Source organism: Streptomyces sp. NPDC047886, from assembly GCF_043204435.1.
Classification (GTDB): Bacteria; Actinomycetota; Actinomycetes; order Streptomycetales; family Streptomycetaceae; genus Streptomyces.
This window is the reverse complement of the sequence record NZ_JBIDCF010000012.1, coordinates 52,885-73,147: the sequence shown is the minus strand read 5'-3', so window position 1 is coordinate 73,147 and position 20,263 is coordinate 52,885. Positions and strand designations below refer to the sequence as shown.

At 69.7% G+C, this 20,263-nt stretch carries 27 protein-coding genes; 11 read left to right on the top strand and 16 right to left on the bottom strand.

The features are described 5' to 3' along the window. Nucleotides 1-1,329, bottom strand: coding sequence for an FAD-dependent monooxygenase (locus ACGF5U_RS28915; RefSeq protein WP_392717107.1), 1,329 nt, complete (start codon nt 1,327-1,329; stop codon nt 1-3). A gap of 80 nt (nt 1,330-1,409) precedes the next feature. Between ACGF5U_RS28915 and ACGF5U_RS28910 the strand changes: the two genes are divergently transcribed. Next, nucleotides 1,410-2,021: a TetR/AcrR family transcriptional regulator gene (locus tag ACGF5U_RS28910; RefSeq protein ID WP_392717109.1), complete on the top strand. Its 612-nt coding sequence runs from the start codon at nt 1,410-1,412 to the stop codon at nt 2,019-2,021. 139 nt (nt 2,022-2,160) lie between these two features. Here ACGF5U_RS28910 and ACGF5U_RS28905 read toward each other — a convergent pair whose 3' ends face one another. From ACGF5U_RS28905 to ACGF5U_RS28845, 13 genes are all read right to left on the bottom strand, one after another. Next, nucleotides 2,161-2,598, bottom strand: coding sequence for a hypothetical protein (locus tag ACGF5U_RS28905; protein WP_392717238.1), 438 nt, complete (start codon nt 2,596-2,598; stop codon nt 2,161-2,163). 164 nt (nt 2,599-2,762) lie between these two features. Then, nucleotides 2,763-3,446 carry a uracil-DNA glycosylase gene (gene ung, locus ACGF5U_RS28900; RefSeq protein ID WP_392717111.1) on the bottom strand — a complete coding sequence of 228 codons (684 nt, stop codon included), beginning with the start codon at nt 3,444-3,446 and terminating at the stop codon, nt 2,763-2,765. Between the two features lie 362 nt (nt 3,447-3,808). Further along, entirely contained in the window at nt 3,809-5,389 is a 1,581-nt protein-coding gene (locus ACGF5U_RS28895; protein WP_392717113.1) for an ABC transporter substrate-binding protein, read from the bottom strand. 117 nt (nt 5,390-5,506) lie between these two features. Then, nucleotides 5,507-6,274 (bottom strand): SDR family oxidoreductase, encoded by a 768-nt coding sequence (locus ACGF5U_RS28890; protein WP_392717115.1) that lies wholly within the window; start codon nt 6,272-6,274, stop codon nt 5,507-5,509. Between the two features lie 20 nt (nt 6,275-6,294). Further along, a complete protein-coding gene (gene fabG / locus ACGF5U_RS28885) occupies nt 6,295-7,056 on the bottom strand; it encodes a 3-oxoacyl-ACP reductase FabG (protein WP_392717117.1) in 762 nt (253 codons plus the stop codon). A 166-nt stretch (nt 7,057-7,222) separates the two neighbouring features. Beyond that, nucleotides 7,223-7,606 carry a DUF3037 domain-containing protein gene (locus ACGF5U_RS28880; protein ID WP_392717119.1) on the bottom strand — a complete coding sequence of 128 codons (384 nt, stop codon included), beginning with the start codon at nt 7,604-7,606 and terminating at the stop codon, nt 7,223-7,225. Further along, on the bottom strand, nt 7,603-8,460 hold the full coding sequence (locus tag ACGF5U_RS28875; protein WP_392717121.1) for a HipA family kinase: 858 nt from the start codon (nt 8,458-8,460) through the stop codon (nt 7,603-7,605). The genes ACGF5U_RS28880 and ACGF5U_RS28875 overlap by 4 nt, the downstream gene beginning before the upstream one ends. Nucleotides 8,461-9,286: 826 nt before the next feature. Beyond that, complete coding sequence (locus ACGF5U_RS28870; protein WP_392717123.1) at nt 9,287-9,529, bottom strand: hypothetical protein; 243 nt, start codon at nt 9,527-9,529, stop codon at nt 9,287-9,289. A 539-nt stretch (nt 9,530-10,068) separates the two neighbouring features. Beyond that, the gene (locus ACGF5U_RS28865; RefSeq protein ID WP_392717125.1) at nt 10,069-10,668 is read right to left on the bottom strand and encodes an alkaline shock response membrane anchor protein AmaP; all 600 of its coding nucleotides are present in this window, start codon (nt 10,666-10,668) and stop codon (nt 10,069-10,071) included. Between the two features lie 50 nt (nt 10,669-10,718). Further along, on the bottom strand, nt 10,719-11,366 hold the full coding sequence (locus ACGF5U_RS28860; RefSeq protein WP_392717127.1) for a DUF6286 domain-containing protein: 648 nt from the start codon (nt 11,364-11,366) through the stop codon (nt 10,719-10,721). A 35-nt stretch (nt 11,367-11,401) separates the two neighbouring features. Beyond that, on the bottom strand, nt 11,402-11,806 hold the full coding sequence (locus tag ACGF5U_RS28855; protein WP_392717129.1) for an Asp23/Gls24 family envelope stress response protein: 405 nt from the start codon (nt 11,804-11,806) through the stop codon (nt 11,402-11,404). Continuing rightward, nucleotides 11,803-11,982, bottom strand: coding sequence for a hypothetical protein (locus ACGF5U_RS28850; protein ID WP_392717131.1), 180 nt, complete (start codon nt 11,980-11,982; stop codon nt 11,803-11,805). Before ACGF5U_RS28850 ends, ACGF5U_RS28855 begins: the two co-directional genes overlap by 4 nt. Before the next feature lie 81 nt (nt 11,983-12,063). After that, nucleotides 12,064-12,543: an Asp23/Gls24 family envelope stress response protein gene (locus tag ACGF5U_RS28845; RefSeq protein ID WP_392717133.1), complete on the bottom strand. Its 480-nt coding sequence runs from the start codon at nt 12,541-12,543 to the stop codon at nt 12,064-12,066. Nucleotides 12,544-12,692: 149 nt separating this feature from the next. On the opposite strand from ACGF5U_RS28845, the gene ACGF5U_RS28840 reads away from it, so the two are divergent. From ACGF5U_RS28840 to ACGF5U_RS28830, 3 genes are all read left to right on the top strand, one after another. After that, nucleotides 12,693-13,331: an RNA polymerase sigma factor gene (locus tag ACGF5U_RS28840; RefSeq protein WP_392717135.1), complete on the top strand. Its 639-nt coding sequence runs from the start codon at nt 12,693-12,695 to the stop codon at nt 13,329-13,331. After that, nucleotides 13,322-13,999: a hypothetical protein gene (locus ACGF5U_RS28835; protein WP_392717137.1), complete on the top strand. Its 678-nt coding sequence runs from the start codon at nt 13,322-13,324 to the stop codon at nt 13,997-13,999. Before ACGF5U_RS28840 ends, ACGF5U_RS28835 begins: the two co-directional genes overlap by 10 nt. 423 nt (nt 14,000-14,422) lie before the next feature. Next, the gene (locus ACGF5U_RS28830; protein ID WP_392717139.1) at nt 14,423-14,596 is read left to right on the top strand and encodes a CsbD family protein; all 174 of its coding nucleotides are present in this window, start codon (nt 14,423-14,425) and stop codon (nt 14,594-14,596) included. 115 nt (nt 14,597-14,711) lie between these two features. Here the strand turns inward: ACGF5U_RS28830 and ACGF5U_RS28825 are convergent, their stop codons facing one another. Both ACGF5U_RS28825 and ACGF5U_RS28820 read right to left on the bottom strand, forming a co-directional pair. Next, nucleotides 14,712-15,785: an SRPBCC family protein gene (locus tag ACGF5U_RS28825; RefSeq protein WP_392717141.1), complete on the bottom strand. Its 1,074-nt coding sequence runs from the start codon at nt 15,783-15,785 to the stop codon at nt 14,712-14,714. Between the two features lie 3 nt (nt 15,786-15,788). After that, complete coding sequence (locus tag ACGF5U_RS28820) at nt 15,789-16,664, bottom strand: histone protein (protein WP_392717143.1); 876 nt, start codon at nt 16,662-16,664, stop codon at nt 15,789-15,791. A gap of 222 nt (nt 16,665-16,886) precedes the next feature. Between ACGF5U_RS28820 and ACGF5U_RS28815 the strand changes: the two genes are divergently transcribed. The 7 genes from ACGF5U_RS28815 (at nt 16,887) to ACGF5U_RS28785 (ending at nt 20,260) form a co-directional block, all read left to right on the top strand. Further along, on the top strand, nt 16,887-17,264 hold the full coding sequence (locus ACGF5U_RS28815; protein ID WP_392717145.1) for a gas vesicle protein: 378 nt from the start codon (nt 16,887-16,889) through the stop codon (nt 17,262-17,264). A 27-nt stretch (nt 17,265-17,291) separates the two neighbouring features. Further along, nucleotides 17,292-17,747: a gas vesicle structural protein GvpA gene (locus ACGF5U_RS28810; RefSeq protein WP_392717147.1), complete on the top strand. Its 456-nt coding sequence runs from the start codon at nt 17,292-17,294 to the stop codon at nt 17,745-17,747. A 3-nt stretch (nt 17,748-17,750) separates the two neighbouring features. Then, entirely contained in the window at nt 17,751-18,473 is a 723-nt protein-coding gene (locus ACGF5U_RS28805; protein ID WP_392717149.1) for a GvpL/GvpF family gas vesicle protein, read from the top strand. 40 nt (nt 18,474-18,513) lie between these two features. Beyond that, nucleotides 18,514-18,762 carry a gas vesicle protein GvpG gene (locus ACGF5U_RS28800; protein WP_392717151.1) on the top strand — a complete coding sequence of 83 codons (249 nt, stop codon included), beginning with the start codon at nt 18,514-18,516 and terminating at the stop codon, nt 18,760-18,762. A gap of 75 nt (nt 18,763-18,837) precedes the next feature. Beyond that, complete coding sequence (locus tag ACGF5U_RS28795; protein WP_392717240.1) at nt 18,838-19,206, top strand: gas vesicle protein; 369 nt, start codon at nt 18,838-18,840, stop codon at nt 19,204-19,206. Beyond that, nucleotides 19,203-20,042: a GvpL/GvpF family gas vesicle protein gene (locus ACGF5U_RS28790; protein WP_392717153.1), complete on the top strand. Its 840-nt coding sequence runs from the start codon at nt 19,203-19,205 to the stop codon at nt 20,040-20,042. Before ACGF5U_RS28795 ends, ACGF5U_RS28790 begins: the two co-directional genes overlap by 4 nt. After that, entirely contained in the window at nt 20,039-20,260 is a 222-nt protein-coding gene (locus ACGF5U_RS28785; protein ID WP_392717155.1) for a gas vesicle protein, read from the top strand. The genes ACGF5U_RS28790 and ACGF5U_RS28785 overlap by 4 nt, the downstream gene beginning before the upstream one ends. The last annotated feature ends 3 nt before the right edge of the window (nt 20,261-20,263 follow it).

Sequence of the window (20,263 nt, the reverse complement as noted above, 5' to 3'; positions counted from 1 at the left end):
TCACCCGGTGACCTGATCGTATGCCCGGCGGGGGCGTGGGTACCCCGGGGGCTGCCCCGGGGGCTGCCAGTCCGCGATGCCGTCGAAGGCGCGCAGGGCGAGCCCGGGGCCGAACCGGGCGAGGGACATCAGGGCGCCGCGTGCCGCGACGGCCGGGACACCGGTCACGGCGATGAGCCGGGCCACGCGGGCGGATCGGCGCACCACCATGTGGGTGCGCGCCGTGCGGGCCGCCGAGTACGCGGCGAGAGCGGGCCCGATGTCCTGACCCGGCGGCAGGTGGTGGGCGAGGACGACCCCGTCCTCGACGGCCTGGTTGCCGCCCTGGGCGAGCATGGGTGCCATCGCGTGCGCGGCGTCGCCGAGCAGCGCGGTGCGGCCCCGGTGGAAGGCGGGCAGCGGGTCGATCATGTGGTGCACGTCGTGGCGCAGCACGCTGTCGGGACGGGCCGCGTCGATGATCGTCGGGATGGGGTCGTGCCAGTCCCCGAAGCGGCGGAGCAGTTCGGCCTTCTCGTCGTCGACGGCACGGTCGCCCACCGGTGCGAGGGCGGCGGCGTACGCGTAGACCCGGCCGTCCCGGAGGGGCTGGCTCCCCCACAGCGTGCCCGGCCCCCAGGTCTCGTGCGGTGCGAAGGGCCGTGCGGGCGCGGGCACGACGACGCGCCAGGTGGTGAAGCCGGTGTACCGGGGTCCCGGGTGACGTGGGAACAGCGTCCCGCGTACGGCTGACCCGATCCCGTCGGCGCCGACGACGAGGTCGGCCTCGATCGTGCCGTCGGGGGTGGTGACCGTAGCGGGGCGGCCGTCCGGGACGCCGGGGTCGGTGAGGGAGGCAGCGGCACCCGTACGCACGGCCCCGTCGGGCAGCCGGGACACCAGGGCGTCGATGAGGGTGGCGCGGTGCACCAGGACGAGCGGCCCGCCGAACCGCCGGGCGGCGGCCTCACTGCTCATACGGGCGAGCCAGCGGCCGCGCGGGGTGCGCATGCCGCCCGCGCCCTGCCAGGCGGCGAGGGCCCGGATCTCGTCGCCGAGGCCGATCGTGTCCAGGGCCCGCTGCGCGTTCGGCGCGAGTCCGATGCCGGCGCCGACGGGCCGGAGCGACGCGGCGCGCTCCAGGACGGTGACGTGCCAGCCGCGCAGGTGCAGGGCGAGTGCGGCGGTCAGTCCGCCGATGCCGCCGCCGATGACGACGGCCCGATGGGCCCGACCTGCCCGGTCGCCCCGGTCGCCCCGGTCGCTGCGGTCGCTGCGGTGATCGTGGTCGCCCCGATGGTCGTGGTCGCCGTGGTGATCGCGGTCGGTGCGGGATGCGTCGTGGGCCATGACCCCTCCGGAACTACAGATGTAGTGACCTGACTCCAGAACCGTACTACAGCTGTAGTGCCGACGGTAGGTTGGGCCGTATGAACGCACGCACGACCGGCACCTCGTCCCGCGACCGGGCGGCCCTGGTCGCCGACACCGCCCTGACGCTGCTCGCGGAACGGGGCATGCGGGGGCTGACCCACCGGGCCGTGGACGAACTCGCGGGACTCCCCCAGGGGTCGACGTCCAACCACGCCCGGACGCGTCAGGCCCTGCTGGAGGCGGCGGTACGGCGGCTCGCCGAGCGTGAGGCGCGCGTGCTGGACGTCACCGGGACGGTGACGCCGGGTGCCGGGCTCGACGTCCTGGTGGACGCGCTGTCCCTGGCGCTGCACCGCTATCTGACCCGCCACCGCGAGCTGCTGGTCGCCCGGTACGAACTGGGCCTGGAGGCCACCCGCCGCCCCGAGCTGCGGGCCTTCTACGACGAGACGGGACGCCGGTTCCGGGAGCCGCTGGTCGCCCTGATGGCGGCGGCCGGGTCGGCCGATCCGCAGCGCCACGCCCTGTCGCTGATCGCCTGGTGCGAGGGGCTGATGTTCTCCTGCGCCGCCGGGTCGTTCCATTCGTCGGTCCCGGCCCGCGAGGACCTCCGCACCGGCTTCGAGGAACTGCTGCGCGGCATGCTGGGTCCCGCGTACGACGCCTGACGGGGGCGGCGGGCCCGCGTCCGGGGCCCGGCGACCTGGGCCCGCGTCCGCCGGGCGGTGGCGTCCGCCGGGCGGTGGCGCGGGACGGGCGGTGGCGCGGGACGGGCGGTGGCGTCCCCCGGCGGGCGAGCCAGGTGGGTCAGCGGGCGCGGAGGCTGCGGTCCAGGCGCTCGATCGCGGCCCGGACGCCGTTGCCGTACCCGTCGTCGTCCAGCGCGGCCGACGAGACCCGGGCGCGGTCGAGGTGGACCCGTGCCTCGTCCGGCCGACTCAGCCGGACGTAGTCGGCGGCGAGGTTGAGGTGCAGCGACGGGTACAGCGCCCGCAGCGCCACCGCGGAGTCGTGTCGGGCGAGCCGCTCTTCGGTGAGGCTTTCGGCCGCCCCGAGCGCCCGCAGGTCCCAGGCGAGCTCGTCCGCGGGGTCGTCCTGGGCATCGGCCATGTAGTGCGCGAGGGTGCACCGGTGCAGCGGGTCGCCGTCCTCGCCGATCTGCCCCCACAGCTCGCCGAACCGGTTGCGCGCCTCCTCGCGGTCGCCCCCGTGGAGCAGCATCATCGCCTGCCCGATCCTGGTCATAACGGCGTCCTCCGACGCCTCGCGCTGCTGCTCCGTCACGCTGGTCCTCCACTCATCGGTCGTGCTCCGACGCTAACGGCCGCCGTGGCCGATCCGGCTCAGGCTCGGGGGCGGGGCGGGCCCCGAGCTCTCGCGGCACGGCGGCCGGCGGCGGCCGGCGGCGGTCAGCCGAGGTTCGGGATGCGCCAGTCGATGGGCTCGTGGCCCTGCTCGGCGATCGCCTTGTCGATCTGGGTGAAGGGGCGGGAGCCGAAGAACTTCTTCGCGGAGAGCGGCGAGGGGTGCGCGCCTTTCACGACCACGTGCCGCGTCTCGTCGATGAGCGGCAGCTTCTTCTGCGCGTAGTTGCCCCAGAGGACGAACACGGCCGGGTCGGGGCGGGCCGCCACGGCGGAGATCACCGCGTCGGTGAACTTCTCCCAGCCCTTGCCCTTGTGCGAGTTGGCCTCGCCGGCCCGGACCGTGAGCACCGCGTTGAGCAGCAGCACGCCCTGCTCGGCCCAGGGCATGAGGTAGCCGTTGTCGGGGACGGGGTGCCCCAGCTCCTCCTGCATCTCCTTGTAGATGTTCCGCAGGGAGGGCGGCGTCTTGACGCCCGGCCGCACCGAGAAGCACAGGCCGTGCCCCTGGCCCTCGCCGTGGTACGGGTCCTGGCCGAGGACGAGGACCTTGACCCGGTCGTACGGAGTGGCCTCCAGCGCGGCGAACACCTGGTCCCGCGGCGGGTAGACCGGCCCCTTGGCCCGCTCCTCATCGACGAACTCGGTGAGCAGCTTGAAGTACGGCTTCAGCAGCTCGTCTCCGAGGACGCCGCGCCAGGACTCGGGCAGCAGCTGGGTGTCGGTCACGTCAACAACCTCCGGTGTGGGATCGCCTGTCGACCACAGAACCTACCGGGGCCCACTGACAACGAGCCCGGGACCGGGGAAACGGGCACGAAGACCGGGACGGGAACGGGCGCGGCGACCGGCGCGGAAACGGGCCCGGCGACCGGCACGGGAACGGGCCCGGCGACCGGCACGGGGACGGGCACGGGCACGGGCACAGCAACCGGCACGAAGACCGGCACGGAAACGGGACTGGCGACCGGCACGGGGACGGGCACGGGGACGGGCACGGGGACGGCCCCCGGGGGCGGCGGGACGGCGGAACGCGAAAGGGACCGCCGGCGGCCCGTCGTGCGGTGCCACCGGCGGTCCCTGCGCGTGGCCTACCAGCTGGCCTTGCGGTGCAGCTCCCACAGCTGCATGACCGTCTGCGGGTCGAGGGCGCGCTCACCGCCGCCGATCTCCTCGCTCGCGGCGATGTACAGCTTGCCCTGCCACAGCGGCAGCAGCCGGACGTCCTTGACCATGATCTGCTGCGCGCGCTCGAACTGCTTGCTCACCGCTCCGCGGTCGCTCTCGCGGCGCGACTGGGGCAGCAGCTGCTCGGTGATCTCCGGGCTGTCGTACGGGGTCGACAGCACGTTCTCCTTGCCGACGAACGGCGCGACGAAGTTGTCCGGGTCCGGGAAGTCGGGGAACCAGCCTCGGCCGAACGCCGGGTACTCGCCCTTCTGGTAGCCCGCCTGGAACTCCTTCCACGGCTTGCCCTCGATCGTCACGTCGAACAGGCCCGACTCGTCCAGCTGCCGCTTGATCTCGGCGAACTCGGCGGCGGTGGAGGAGCCGTAGCGGTCCGTGGTGTACCAGAGCTGCAGCGGCACCTTCTTGGTGATGCCCGCGTCCCGCAGGAGCTTCTTGGCCTTGCGGACGTCCGGGTCGCCGTAGGTGTCGAAGAACTTGGTGGTGTGGCCAGCGATGCCCTTGGGGACCATCGAGTACAGCGGCTCGGCGGTGCCCCGGTACACCTTGTCGACCAGCGTGTCACGGTCGATGACCTGGGCGACGGCCTGCCGGACGGCGATCTTGCCCGCCGACGGGTCGTCGGGGTTGAACACCAGGTAGCGGATGTCGGCGCCGGTCGACTCGACCAGCTGGAGCCCCTCGTTCTCCTGCCGGTTGTCGCGGAGGTCGACGACCTCTTCCGCGGTCAGACCGCGGTAGGTGACGTCGATCTCCTTCTTCTTCAGCGCGCCGACCATCGCCTCGGACTCCTTGAAGTACCGAATGGTGACGGCCGTGTTCTTCCGGTCGGCGAACCCCTTGTACGTCGGATTCTTGAGCAGCTCGGCCTCGACGCCCTCGTCGTAGGAGTTCAGGACGTACGGGCCGGACCCGACGACCTTGCCGTCCTCGCGCAGCTTGTCCGCCGGGTAGGAGGCCGGGTCCACGAGCGACATCGCCGGGGTGGCCAGGATGAACGGGAACGTCGCGTCCGATTCCTTCAGCTGGAAGATGACGGTGGTGCTGCCGTTCGTCTGGATCTTGTCCAGCGAGCCGAGCAGTCCGTTCGGGCCGCCCTCCGCGTCGATCGTCCGGATGCGGTCGATGGAGTGCTTCACGGCGGCGGCGTCGAGCTTCGCGCCGCTCGAGAACTGCAGCCCGTCGCGGAGCTCGCACTGGAAGACCTTGCTCGTCCGGTCCGTGAACTTGCACTCTTCCGCCGCGTCGGGCTGCGGAGTCGTGCTACCGGTCGGGAAACTCAGCAGCGTCTGGAAGACATTTCGGTACAACTCCCACGAGCTGTCCCACGAGGCCGCGGGGTCGAGCGTGGTGGGAGAGCTGGTCGTACCAACAGTGATCTTGTTTTCCCCATCGGCGTCATCGTCCGAAAAAAGACCGCATCCCGCCAGCAGGGATATGGACGCAAGGGCTGCAGCGACCTGCAGACTGGTCCGGTTGAACACGTGCACGCTCCTCGTTCAGCCATGGGTCGGCCGACCATACCGCAGTGCCCCACCAGGTCAATGAGCAGGACCGGTGGGGCGCTTGAGGCAATCAGCGGTCAATCAGGAGAATCCGCCTCAACCGACTCCGGCATTGAGGAAAATTCCCCCATCCACCACCAGGGTTTGTCCGGTGATCCAGTCCGATTGGTCGGATGTAAGGAAAGCGGCGGCCCCACCGATATCGTCCGGTGTGCCGAGCCGCCCGAGCGGATAGGCGGCGGCCGCCTCCGCCTCCCGGCCGTCGTAGATCGCCTGCGCGAATTTCGTCTTCACGACGGCCGGGGCAATCGCGTTGACCCGGACAATCGGGGCGAATTCATGGGCGAGCTGAAGCGTCAGATTGATCATGGCGGCCTTGCTCATGCCGTACGCGCCGATGAACGGCGAGGCGGCGACACCGGCGACCGACGCGATGTTGACGATCGCGCCGCCGTTCTCCTTCTGCCACGCCTGCCAGGTCCGCTGAGCGAAACCGAGCGCCGAGATCACATTGGTCTCGTAGACCTTCCGCGCCACGTTCAGGTCGAGCTCGGCGATCGGGCCGAACACCGGGTTCGTGCCGGCGTTGTTGATCAGGTAGTCGACGCGGCCGAACGCCTCCATGGTGCGTTCGACGGCCAGCGCCTGGTGGGCCTCGTCGTGGGCCTTGCCCGGGACGTGGATGACCCGGTCGGCGCCGAGCCGCTCCACGGCCTCCTTGAGGGCCTCCTCGCCGCGTCCCGTGATGCACACCAGGTCGCCGCGGGCGACGAGCGCCTCGGCGATGCCGTAGCCGATGCCCCGGCTGCCGCCGGTGATCAGCGCGACCCTGCCGGAGGGCTCGGGCAGTTCCTGTGCGGTCATGTCGTCTCTCACCCGCCGCTTCAGTTGAGGGGGCCGCCGGCCACGTACATGACCTGGCCCGAGACGAATCCGGCGTCGTCGCCCGTGAAGAAGGCGATGGCGTTGGCGACGTCCTCGGGACGGCCGACGCGCTGGACGGGGATCTGGGTGGCGGCCGCGGCCTGGAACTCCTCGAAGCCCATGCCCACGCGCGCGGCGGTCTGGGCGGTCATCTCGGTGACGATGAAGCCCGGCGCGACGGCGTTGGCGGTGACGCCGAACTTGCCGAGCTCCTTGGCGAGGGTCTTGGTGAAGCCCTGGAGGCCCGCCTTGACGGCCGAGTAGTTGGCCTGGCCGCGGTTGCCGAGCGCCGACGAGGAGGAGAGGCTGACGATCCGGCCGAAGCCCGCGTCCACCATGTGCTTCTGGCACGCCTTGGCCATCAGGAACGCGCCCTTGAGGTGCACGTTCATGACGAGGTCCCAGTCGGACTCGCTCATCTTGAACAGCAGGTTGTCGCGGAGGACGCCCGCGTTGTTGACGAGGATCGTCGGGGCGCCGAGTTCGGCGGCGACGCGCGCGACGGCGGCCTCCACCTGGGCGGCGTCGGAGACGTCGCAGCCCACGGCGAGGGCCCTCCCGCCCGCCGCGGTGATCTTCTCGACGGTGTCCTTGCAGGCCGCCTCGTCCAGGTCGAGTACGGCGACGGCCCGGCCCTCGGCCGCCAGTCGTACCGCGGTGGCGGCGCCAATGCCCCGCGCCGCTCCCGTGACGACGGCGACGCGCTGCTCGGTCGTGGACATGCTGGTTCTCCTCGCCCTTGGATCCCATGGATGCGGCTCACCCGACGTCCCATAGGGGTGAGCGACCGCTTAGTACCTTCAGCAGACGAGACGCTAGAAGCCCTGGCACCCGGTGTCAACGGCCCGCCGGGTGCCCCCCGTCACTCCGAAGGGTGACGGGCGTCGCTCAGCGGACCAGCAGGTCGAGCAGCCGCTCGGTCTCCCGCTGGGGATCCGCGGTGAGTCCGGTGTGCACGGGCCCCGGCTGGACGACCGTGGAGCGGGGCGCGATCAGCCACCGGAACCGCCGCCCCGCGTCGTCGCGCGCCGCCTGGCCCGCGTGCGAACCGCCCTCGCACACCCCCTCGACGGCGTGCAGCGCGGCCCGTACCCCCGCCACGTCCGCGTGCGGGTCCAGCGCCCGCAGCTTGGCCTCGTCCAGGTGCGTACGGGCACACACGAAGGACCGGGCGCGGCAGTAGACCACCACGCCGGCGTTGAAGCACTCGCCGCGCTCGACGCGTGGTACGACGCGCAGCAGCGCGTACTCGAAGACGTCCCGGTCGCTCACTTGGTGCTGTCCTTCACGCTCTCGCTCCTGGTGGGGTGCGGCCAGGGTGTCAGATGGTCGGTCAGCCAGCCGGGGGCTCGCGTCGCCGGGCGTTCGGTCCGCTCCCCCACGGTGACGCGTTCGTGGATGGTGGCCGCCCGTGTCAGCAGCGTCTCGACGTAGGCGCGGCGCACCGCGTCGGCCGACGCGAAGCCCGGCTCGTCGACCAGCCATTCGTCCGGCACGTCGGCGGCGACCTCCGTCAGGAGCTCCTCGGTGACCAGCGGGGCGAGCGCGGCGGCAGCGGCGTCGACGTCCGGGCCGAAGGTGGCGAGGACATGGTCGGACGCGTCGTACGGCTTGGCCGCCGAGGCCGGCGCGCCGGGCCAGTTGTGGTGCCAGATCATGGTCGCGCCGTGGTCGATCAGCCACGGTTCGCCGTGCCAGACGAGCATGTTGGGGTTGCGCCAGGACCGGTCGACGTTGTTGATCAGCGCGTCGAACCAGACGACCCGGCCGGCCTCCTCCGGATCCACCGCGTAGGCGAGCGGGTCGAAGCCGATCGAGCCGGGGAGGAAGTCCATCCCCAGGTTGAGCCCGCCGCTGGCCTTGAGCAGCTCCTGCACCTCCTGGTCGGGCTCGCCGAGCCCGATGACCGGGTCGAGCTGGATGGTGACCAGCTCGGGCACGCGCAGGCCGAGGCGGCGGCCGAGCTGCCCGCAGACGACCTCGGCGACCAGGGTCTTGCGGCCCTGCCCGGCCCCGGTGAACTTCATGACGTACGTGCCGAGATCGTCGGCCTCGACAATCCCGGGGAGCGAGCCACCCTCACGCAGAGGCGTGATGTAGCGGGTCGCAACGACCTCTTCGAGCACTTTCCCAGGCCACCCATCTCTTCAGCCTTGCAATCCACGGAGGACTTCTGCGGGGCGTAGGGGTGGAAATCGCCGGTCAACGACGCTGGGGAGAATCTGGGGAGTTTCGGCTGGCGTGCCGGACTCCCCGCTCTCCCAGCAGACCGTCGATGACGCCGCGCCCCTTGCTGCCGGCCTCCGGCATGAAGTGAGCATAGTAACCGAGGGTGATCGCCGGCGAGGAGTTCCGAGCCACCGGGCCAGGGTGACAACGGACTCTCCGGCTTCCAACATGATTGAGGCGTAGGTGTGCCGAAGCACGTGGAAGCCGTCCTTGGGGGCCGCCGCCCACTGCCAGGCTTTCGCCCCCTCGGCACGTGGCGGGATGACGCCGGCCTTGGCCAAGGCGGGCCACGCCACCCCGAGGCCCTGGCACATCAGCCTTCCGGCACACATCCGCCGCCCCAGGAAGGGGGACGCCCTGTGCAAGCACAAACACCCCTTCGGTTGAGGTCGGAAGTTGGCTGCCGGCGGCCCGCTCCCAGCTGGACGGTCCTGATCGGACTGCTGGAGCTGGAGAGTGGTGCCCGCCGCGGCGTTTCCGCCCAGCGGGTCGTAGTGCTGGGTGTGAAGCGACTCTTCTGGTCAGCCCTTTACCGGGCCGCCTTCCTGGAGGTCTTGTTCAGCTGCACGGTTGTTGCGCACGGCGTGGAACCCTGTGTTCTGGCCGCTCAGCTGAGCGAGCAGGTGGTGGTTCTGCATCTGGGATAGGTGCGACGCGGCAACCAGAGCGTGGACATCATCCTTCAGCTGCTGGATCTCAATGCGGTCGGATGCGCGGAGCTTTTCAGCTTTCCGATCTCTCGGCGGAGCCGTCTTTCGTTGTCGGGGGCGGAGCCTCGGGCGCGGATCCTTTCGTAGATCTCGTTCTGAGGTCGGGGTGCCGCTGGGTGAGCGCGTTGCGGGGAACACCGGCTTCGACGGCGAGGGCGACGATGGTCAGCGCGCCGTTCGAGTGTTCGGGGGTTTCGCTCAGGATGCGGTCCATGGCCGCGCGGATCCGCGGCCGTTCATCAGCGGCCGGACTCATGGGGTGTTCTCCTGAAGGGTGATGCGGTCGCGGGCACGGTCATGTGCGAGGGTCCGCAGACGGGCGGCCCGCCGGCTGAGCCGCTCGGCCAGGGGGCCGGGTACCGCCTGTGAGCGTGCTTGCTCGTCCAGGGATGCGGCTCGTTGCAGGAGCTGGTGGGCGTGGTCGTCCGTGCGAGCGAGAGTTCGCGCATGTCGGCTGGCAGCGATCCAGGCTGGGGGCTGTCCGCGGAGTCCATGCGGTGGCAGAGCTCCCGGTCGCGGTACACGCACATCAGGAGGGAGCGGGGGTTGTCGTAGCTGTTCGTGTCGAGCTGCACGGTCGTTGTGGCGTTGGTGGAGACGCTCCGCTGAAAGCGGGTGCCCTCGCGTGCCGTCCGGGGGCCTTGCATGCCGACGCAGCCGCCCCAGTGCAGCCGTCCCGCGCCGTCGGCTGGAGTCGAAGGGCGCGGGTCGGGGCGCGCCGCCGTGGGTCCGAAGTTCCCGTGGTGATGCGCCTACATCCTGTGCGGCGTTTTTCGGGGCCGGACCGCAGGAGCCCTATGCAGCGCGGTGTGCTTTATGCGGGGACACCCGCAGCCGCGCTCTTGCCGGAAGGGGCCGGCCGGTGGACTGGCGGGCGCGTTCCAGGGGTCCGTCGCACAGCGCCTGCAGGACGGGGCCGGGCTCGGTGTCGGGAGTAAGGGAGAGGTCGACGTGGGCTTCGGGATGGCGGGAGGAGCCGGTCATCCGTGCGCGGGCCTGCTGAACGCCGGGCAGGTTCCGGGCGTCGGCTGTCAGAGCGTCGCTCAGGGCACGCTCGCGCAGTTCCGCTGCCTCCACGGGGTCGACGCCGACGGGTATGGGGCCGGGATGAGTGCGGCGGAGTTGTGCCAGCAGCCACCACAGGGTGAGCAGGACGACGATGGCCAAAGCGGCGATGACCCCGGGCCACCACCATCCCTCGTCGACCCAGCGCGTGCGGTCGGCGTCATCGAGCAGGACACCCTGGGGAGTGGTCAGGGGCCAGCCGTCGGGTGGTGTCATGCGCCAGCGCCGGTAGAGGTCGAGACTGCCCGCCAGGATCAGGAGGCCGGTGCCCAGCAGGACGATTCCGGCCAGGGCCAGCAGGACTCGGTTGACTGCGGATTTCCTCTTCATGGGATCCCATTCCTGTCTCTCCCTCGACGGCAGGCATGCCCAGGCGTGTGCTACTTGCGGCGTGGGCGCACCTTGACGGCGAGCCGAGGTGGACGCGCGAGGGCGAGCCGGTCGACTTCCGCCAGGAGAGCGACCAGGAGGTCGGCCTTGACGTCGGCGGGGGCGCGGTAGCGTACGTCCGCGCGCGCCCCGATGCGGTGGTGGAGGATCCGGATCCTGGCGGCGCTGACACCTGGCACGCGCATCGCGGCATCCCGCAGCAGGAGTTCCGCGCTGGCGCGGTCCAGCACGGCGTGCGTCTGGGCGTCGGGGGTCTTCAGGGGCAGCTTGTGGCGCAGACCATGGGTGAGTGCCATGACCAGCATCCAAAGACCGAGGACGGCGATGAGGGCGGCACCGACCTGTATCCAGATGTCATCCAGGGGGCGGGTGGCTAGTTCATCGGCCAGGCGCGTGCGCCAGGCCGCGGCAGTCTGGCCGGCGCGGACCCTGACGACGTCGAACAAGAGGATGCCTGCCGCGGCCCCGATGAGCAGGGCCGTGAGCGCGGCGGGTATCCGGCGCGCGGACCAGGGGCGGGGAGTCGGCCTGCCTTCGGCCGCAGGCTGTTTGGCCAGGTGCTCCACCGTGCGGGAGGTCACCTCGTCGGCCGCGGTGAGCTGCTCCGTTGCGGCTGGGGGTTCTTGGTCGCGTTCCATGCCGGCTCTCCTTCCCGGGGGGAATGCGCTCCGGTTCACTGCACGCGCCGGTGTTCCTGGCCATCTGCGGAAACCAGGTGCTCGATGGCGAGGGTCACTTCTGTGACGCGCATCCCGGTGAGGTGGGCGACCCGCTCGCTGATGTAGTGCTGCACCTGCCGGCAGGCGGTGGCGAGGTCTGTCGGGTAGGACAGGTCCACGGTCAGCCTCAGCCGTGCCGAGCCGCTGCCGATGGTCGCGGAGGCGTGCGGAGCCGCCAGTTTCGCGTGAGCGGCCGAGGCGCCTGCGTGTACGGCCAGTGCCTCCTTCGCGGCGCGGGCCGCGATGCGGGCGACCACCTTCTCCGGAATGACGGTGGCGCCGCGCTCGGCCGGCGGCAGGACCGCCGCCTGGGTGGGGGCCGCCGCACCGGGCAGGGCTGCGCCGGGCTGCGTTGTCACTGCCGGTCCCGGGAACGGGTGAAGTCGGACATCTCGAGGTCACCCTGCAGCATGAGGCCGATGATCAGACCCACCAGGCCCAGGAACGCCACGAGCAGGAACGCCCAGAAGCCGCCGAAAAAGGCGGCAAAGCCCAAGGCCATGCCGGCAAGCAGGCCCACGATTGCTGCGTTCATCTCACTCACCTGAACTTCAACGTCGGTCGTCTTTCGCCCCGGTGGCCTTTTTCGCCCCGGTGGCCTTGCCGGGTCGAGGGATCACTGCACGCGGCCCGCGGTTCCCTCGTCGTCCTCCTCGTCGGGCAGGTGGACGTCGTCGACGGCGATGTTCACCTCGACGACTTCAAGGCCGGTCATGCGCTCCACAGCCGTGATGACACTGGTGCGGACGTCGCCGGCGATGTCCACGATGGCGACGCCGTACTCCACGACGACATCGAGATCAACGGCGGCCTGCCGCTCACCCACCTCGACCTTCACACCACGGGACACGCTGGGACGGCCGCCGGGAACCTTGTCCGTGACCGCCCCGAGCGTGCGGGCCATGCCTGAGCCGAGGCGGTGGATGCCCGGCACCTCCCGAGTGGCCATACCTGCGATCTTTTCGACCACGCTGTCGGCGATGGTCGTCCGGCCCCGGGACTCAGGCGGGGCCCCGGCTCCTGCCTGACCCGCGAGGGCCTTACCCGCAGAGCGTGGCGTCTCCCCGCCCGCGGTGGGGTTGACGGTGTCCGACATGAGGACCTCCCTATGATGTCGATCCGGGCGCGCCGGTGCGGTGCCCTCAATGTTTTAGACACACCGCACGGACATTCCTCACGCTCGCAGCCGTACCATCGAGGAGGGCATACGCGGGCCGCGATTCTGCGGCAGGAAGCGAGCGGCGGATGCGCAACCGGACGAGCCCCCCTCCCCCGCCCAGCACAGGTTTCCCCCTGCGGCCGGGCTCGGTACCCGCCGTCGCCGCTGTAGCCGATCAGGACAGCGGCCTGGACGACAGTGTGCTGGCGGTATGGGCGCGCGAAGGCGATGAAGAGGCCTTCGCCGTCCTGGTCCGCCGGTACACCAGCCGCTTGCTCGCCCTCGCCCAGCATCTGCTCGGCAACCGCGCGGACGCCGAGGACGCGGTTCAGGACGCCTTCCTCAGCGCCTGGAGACAGCTGCCGGAATTCCGGCACGGCGCCTCGTTCGGCACGTGGATGTACCGCATCGTGACGAACCGCTGCCTCAACACCTTGCGCAGGCCGCCCCACCCGCTTCCCCTGGACACCGTTTCGGAACCCGCTGCCGCGGATGCGGGCAGCTCACCACCTCGAGTGGCAGAGGCCGACGCAGCCACAGTCGCCCTGATGCAAGCGCTACTGGAACTGCGCCCCGAGCTTCGCGCGTGCTGGGTCCTGCGGGAACTGCACGGCCTGCACTACAACGAAATCGCCCACGTGCTGGCAAGCAGCGAACAAACCGTACGCGGCAGACTCGCTCGCGCACGACGCATACTGATGGAGGCGATGCGCCCATGGCGCTAGAAGACCACCCGCACCTGGCCTCCGGCGACCAGCCCGAAAGCGTGTGCGCCACGAGCGCCGAAGCACCCTTGCGCGGACAAGCCAAGATGCTTGCCGGCGCGGAGTTCCTGCCCTGCGGACGCCACCCGGGCCGCGCCTGGGAACAAGCCCGCACCCCCGCCGGCACGACAGATCCGCCCACCAGACACTGCCCCAGTTGCCGCGAAGCCCTCGAAGGGCTGACAGCGCTGGACCGGGCCACCCGTGCTCTGCGCGCCGAGGAACGACCCGACAGCCACCGCCTCGCCAACCGGATCATCAGCGCGGTCCGCGCCGAGGCACGGCTGGGTACCCTGCTGCGACTGGCTGGCCCCGATCACGACCTGCGCATCGCAGAAAGCGCCAAAATTCTGCGCCGGGCCGCCGACACCGTGCCCGGCGCCCGCACAGCCAGCTGCCGTCTGACCCCGTCCAACGGCAACCGCGCCGTCCATGCCGTCGCCGTCTCGGTCGCGGCCAAGCTCGACAAGCCGTTGCGAGAGCGCGCCGAAGCGGTACGCCAAGCCGTACTGCGCGCAGCCGAGCATGTTCCTGGTCTCGCCGTCACCACCGTCGACGTAGAAGTCAACGCCGTGCTGGAGCCCTCCCGCGTACCGGGCGGCGAAAGGGCTGAGCTGAGCGAAGGATGAGCGCATCCCACCGAGAGGACAGCCGGCGAACCGGCCGAAGCAACCGTCGACGTTCCCGGCGTAGCCGCTCGCAGCCTCACACCACGCGACAAGCGCAGGAACCGCCCACCACAGGTCGGCGGGCAAGCGCTGCATCCTGCACGCTGGCGACGACCGCGTCGTAGACCTCCGTCCCGCGCCGGTCCAGGCGCCGCAGCCACGGGTCCGCACGCCGAATTGCGCGACGCGCTCGGAGGGCACAATCTTTCGCTTGCGCCAGCTCCCGGTCGGCGCTGTGCCTCTATCCCCCTGACCAGGGGAGAAGACCGGTAGCGCTTTCCGCTTTGGGGGGATAATTCACTTAGGGTGCCCGTTCGGGGGTATGCACTGGGCAGGCAGCTTATCTACAGACCGCACCACGCAGCGGTGTGGGAGGTGACAGAGATGGCGGCTGGCAAGAAGGCCAAGAACGCAGTCAAGAAGACCAAGGGCAAGCTCAAGGAAACCACAGGCCGGGCTGTCGGCAACGAGAGCCTGGAGGCGAAGGGGACCCGCGAGCAGATGGCGGGCGATGCGAAGCAGACCGTCCAGAAGGCCAAGGACACGCTCAAGCATTGACCCCACGCCTTGGAGCCCCGGTACCAGGGGCTTCCAGGAAACCCATAAGATAAGGGCCGACGTCTCACGTCGGCCCTTATTGACGGCCGACCCGATGGCACAGCCGTGCGTGCGGCTATCGGCGCCGCCGACGCGGACGGCTTGCTTCGTACTCGTCGTCCTCTTCGGGAGTGTCCTCGTCCTCGTACTCCTCCTCGTCCGCTTCGTCGGCGTACGGTCCAGGTTCCTCTTCGTCCTCCGCAGGCTCTTCGTCCTCCTCAGGCAGTCCGTCCTCGTCTTCCTGCCCTTCTTCGTCTTCGTACTCGCCCTCGTATTCGTATTCGCCTTCCTCCTCGTCCGTGTTTTCGTCTTCCGCTTCGCCTTCTTCTTCCAGTGCTTCCTCGTGGGTGCGGACCACCTCGCCGTCACGGATCTCGCCGCGCCAGCCTTCGGCCTCATCGGTCGTGAGCGAGACGTGCCTAAGGAAATGTTTGAGGTCCAGGCGCAGGCGTCGGCCTTGAGCGCGCCACAGGTTGCCGGTCTTCTCGAAGAATCCGGAGGGGTAGTACTCGACCACCGCGATGATGCGGGTCAGCGTCGGCGTGATCTCGTGGAAGCTGACGCAGCCGCGTGTGGTGCCTTTGGGGCCTTCGGAGGTCCATACGATCCGCTCGTCCGGTACCTGCTCCTGCACGGTGGCCTTCCAGCCGCGCGTTGACGGCCCGACCTTGACCTTCCAGTCGCTGGTGGTGTCATCGTTGCGGGAGACGTCGCGTACACCCTTGGCGAAGCCGCTGAAGTCCTCGTACTGCGTCCAGTGGTCGTACACGGTGCGCAGCGGCAAGCCGACATCGAGGAACTCGACGATGTTGATGACCTTGCCGCCGCTCTTACGGCCCTTCTTGCCCTTGCCGAACGTCTGGGAGACGGTGTCCGTCAGCTTGTCCTTGAGTCCGCTCAGTCCCTGGCTCATCATCGCCTTCATGGGCGAGTCGCCCTGCAGCATCCGCCCCCCGATGCCGACGGCGTCGGACAGCTTCCCGTTGCCTTGCGCCACGTCCTGGAGCTGACCTGTCACATCACCCAGCTTGTCCGACGCCTTGTCCGCGAGCTGTCCGGCCTGGGCACCCAAGAACGCGGTCAGCTCTTCGAGCAGCTGGTCCAGCCCGGACTTGGGCTCGTGCCCGCCGGCGCGGTCTGACTGTGCCATGACCTACCTCCGCGTGGACGGCTTGCGGCCCGGCGTCTTCTTCGCCGCAGTCTTCTTGGCTGCCGTTTTGCGTGCCGGAGTGCGCGCTGCGGTCTTCTTCGCGGCTGTCTTGCCCGCCGGACCGCGCGCCGCGGTCTTCTTCGCCGGGGCCTTCGTCGCGGTCTTCTTGGCCGCAGTCTTGGAGGGCGCGGCCTTCTTCGCGGCTGTGGGCTTCGACGGGGTCTTCTTCGCAGCGGTCTTCTTCGCAGCGGTCTTCCGTGCCGGGGGCGGCGGCTCGGAGGGCGTCGAGCGGCGCGCCTTTCGAGCGGCTGTGTCCTGGGTAGCCCTGGTTCGCGGCCGGCCGCGCCTGCGGGGCGGGGCTTCCTCCTCAGGTTCCTCCTCTTCCTCTTCCTCTTCCTCGGGCTCGTGGGCGTCCTCAGCTTCGCCCTCTTCCTCCTCAGGCCCTTCTTCCTCCTCGTCGTATGCCTCAGGCTCCTCGTAGCCCTCCTCGTCCTCGCCTTCGGCTTCTTCTTCGTCCTCGTACTCCTCGGGTTCCTCCTGGTCCTCTTCGTCTTCCGTTGCGCCGAGGCTGCCCAGTTCGGCGGTCCGCTGGTGCAGCGAGCCGGCGAGGTCGGCGAGCTTGCGGTTGGCCGCAGCTCCCAGAGCCTTCTTGCCTGCCTCCAGGGCTTCTCCGCGAAGCTGGTCGCTTATCTCAGCGAACTGAGGCGTCTCCTTGAGCTTGGTGAGGCCCTGCGCCATGAGCTGGCTGGGCTCGAGACCGAAGCGTCGGCCGGCGAGGTAAGTCGCCGCGGTGAACGCGAGGCGGCCCTTTTTTGTCCGTCCGAGTACGTAGCCCCCGGCCACGGCGGCCGCGAGCGCGATTTTGGTCGTGTCCTGCATGAGCTGCTGTCCCTTCACCAGGGCGCTTGCGGGCTGTATGACGCTGCCCAGGAACACCGTCTGGGTGGGTCTGCGGATGTGCCGGCTGCTGTCTTGATGGCGCCGGTCGAAGTACGCCCCGCTCGGGTGGCCTGAATGCCGCCTACCGCTAATACGGAACATATTTCGCTATATGCTGACATTGTAGATTCTGCTAGCGGTATTCCCCCAGCGGAGCGTCCGATGGCCGCAGAACCGGCACGACCGCGCAGAGCCCGTCCCCGCCCGACCGAGGAAGATGTCGAGAGGCAGGACAGGGCCCCCGCACGCCGCGCCTCCGCCACCAAGCGGAAGGCCGGGGTTCCCGGCGCGGCTTCGGCGATGCGCTCCGCAGCCGGCCAGCTGGCCCAACTCCTGGGCCGAACCCCCGACTCCGTCTCCTCCCTCAAACCGACCGAGGACGGCTGGCAAGCACAGGTGGAAGTGGTGGAACTGGAGCGCATCCCCGACACGACCAGCGTGATGGCCAGCTACAAAGTCACCCTGGATCCGGAGGGACAGCTGGTCTCCTACGAACGGACCCGCCGCTACAACCGAGGCATGATCGACCGGCCGACCTGACACCAGATCGCCGGGAAAGGAGGCGCCATGACCATGGTGCCGCAGAGCGGCAGCAGCGTAAGCAGAGGCACAAGCAACTCGGGCAACCTCTACGACGTCCTGGAACTCATACTCGACCGCGGTCTGGTCATCGACGTCTTCGTCCGCATCTCCCTGGTAGGCATCGAACTCATCAAGATCGACGCGCGCATCGTGGTGGCCAGCGTGGACACCTACCTGCGCTTCGCGGAAGCGTGCAACCGCCTCGATCTCGAAGCAGGACGCAAGGCACCCGCCCAGCTCCCCGAAGTCGTCGGAACGATGATGGAAGGCGGCGCCCGCGGCAAGTCCAAGGGCGCGCTCAGCGGAGCGGTCGACGCCGTGACCGAATCCCTGACCGGGCGACCCTCCGAGCAGGAAGAACCGGAGGAGGAAGTCGAAGAGGAAGCCGCCCCCAGAAAGCGGCGTCCCGCCAGGCGCCCGGTACGTCGCGAGAGGGAGTGACCGATGGCGCTCTACGTATACGCGATCACCGGCAAGGACCACCCGCACCGGGGGCTGGGCGGCCTGACCGGAGTCGGCTCCCGTCCCGCACCCGTGCGCGTGGTCGCCGCCGGACCCCTGTGCGCAGTGGTCAGCGACATCTCCGAAGAGATCCGTCCCAAGCGCCGGGACCTCCAAGCACACCAGGAAGTGCAGGAGCGCCTCATGGCAGGCGCAGTGGTCCTACCGCTGCAGTTCGGCTACATCGCCCCCGACGAGCAGACCGTCCGGCAGGCCCTCGAAGAGAACCCGGACGGCTACCTGGCCACTCTCGAACGACTCGAAGGCTGCGCCGAATACCACGCAAGGGCGACCCAGGCGGACGAGGACGAGCTGCTGCGCCAGATCCTGCAGGACTCCCCCCAAGCGAGGGAGCTCAACGAGCGGATCCGATCCGGCGCGCAGGATCCGCAGCTGCCCCTCACGCTCGGCGAACTCGTCGCCCGCGAAGTCCAAGAACGTCAGGATGCACTGGCCGCCGGTCTGGTCCAAGCACTGACTCCCTACGCGCGCGAGCACGTCACTCATCCGCCCTCGCCCCCTGACTTCCTCAATCTGTCGCTGCTCGTACCGCACGAGCGCGAAGACGACTTCCTGGCAGCGCAGACCGGACTCGCCGCGCAGATCAAGGGTGGCGTCGACTTCCGGCTCACCGGCCCCTTGCCCCCCTACAGCTTCGTCCAGTGACCAGCTGCGATGCTTCGCACGCGGAAGGAGGAGACGAACCATGGGACTGCTGAGCCGCCTGCTCACCCTTCCCATCGCACCGGTAGGCGCCGTCGTTTGGGTCGCCCATCGGATCGCTGAGAAGGCCGAAGAGGAGTACTACGACCCGGCCCCGATCTGGCGCGAGCTCGCCGACCTCGAGCGGCGCCTGCTGCGCGGCGAGATCGACCAGGAGACCTTCGACCTCCGGGAGGACGAACTGGTCGACCGGCTGACAGAGATCGCAGAGTTCCGCCAGCAACTCCCCTGATGGGCAAGGGAGGCTTCCCTCGTGTCTGAGCCACTACCCGACCGCCTGGGGCCCTTCCCGTCCCGCGCCGCCCCGATGCCGTACGGACAAAGCACCTCCAGCCTCGCTGACATCCTGGAGCGAGTCCTGGACAAAGGCATCGTCATCGCAGGCGACATCCGCATCAACCTCCTCGACATCGAACTACTGACGATCAAACTCCGGATCCTGGTCGCCTCCGTCGACAAGGCGAAAGAGATGGGCATCGACTGGTGGGAGCACGACCCCTCGCTCTCCTCCCGGCACACAGGCAGCCCCCTCGAGCAGGAAAACCGCCGCCTGCGCGCCGAGCTGGAGGCCCTGCGCCGCGACCGCATCGACGGCCGGGAATTCCCACCCCGCACCACCCCCGAGGAACCCGATAGCGATACAGGCGGGGGAACCGCACGGGGGCGCCGCACATGAACACGAACGACGACACCCTCACCTACGTCTACGCCGCGGCCCCCTTTACGACGGGTCTCCGCGACGCCGCCGCCGGCCTCCGCGGGATCTACGGCTCACCCGTCCTCTTCCTCGCCGCCAGCCCTGGCGTCTCTCAGCCGTCCCTGGCCTTCGCCACCAGCCACGTTCCCCACCGTGACTTCAGCGAGCACGCACTGAAGAACCACTTCGAGGACCTGGAGTGGCTCGAGAGCGTCGCCCGCGCCCACCACGACGTCGTCCAGGCACTGTCTCTGCACGCCACCGTCCTGCCCCTGCGTATGGCCACCGTCTATCAGGACGACCACCGCGCCCGCCAAGCGCTGGCCGAGCAGCACAACGCATTCGCCGCCAGACTCGCCCAGCTCGCCGACCACACCGAATTCGGCGTGAAAATCTACCTCGCCCCCACCGCCGCACCGCTCGATACCGGACCTGCCACCGGCGCCGACGCCGCCACTCCCGGCAAGGCATACCTCCAACGCCGCAGGGCCCAGCACAACGCCCAGGAAGCCGTCTACAGCCAGGCGCAGAAGGCCGCCGCAGTCATCGACGCCATCACCTCCCGATACGCCTCACAGCGAGTGCGCCACCCCACCCAGAGCGGCACCCTGAGCGGTCCCGCCGAGAACGTCCTCAACGACGCCTACCTCGTCCCCGACGCGTACGCGGAGCAGTTTCAGGCCGCCATCGCCGAGGCCGCCGGAGTCTTCGAAGGCGTTCGTGTCGAGGTGACCGGTCCCTGGGCCCCCTACTCCTTCGCCATGCCGCCCGCCGAACGCCAGAACGCGGCCACCGGCGAGGAGCGCACCCCATGACCGTCGACAGGTACGGAGAGCAGCTTCCTGGGCGCCAGGTGGCACTCGTGGACCTACTCGACCGGCTGCTCAGCGGCGGCGTCGTCATCACCGGAGACATCGTTCTCTCCATCGCCGACATCGACCTCGTCCGGATCTCCCTGCGCGCGCTCATCGTGTCCGTCAGCTCCGAGACACGCCCAGCCATCGCGCCGCAGGAGGGCGGCCCCGGTGAGTGAAGA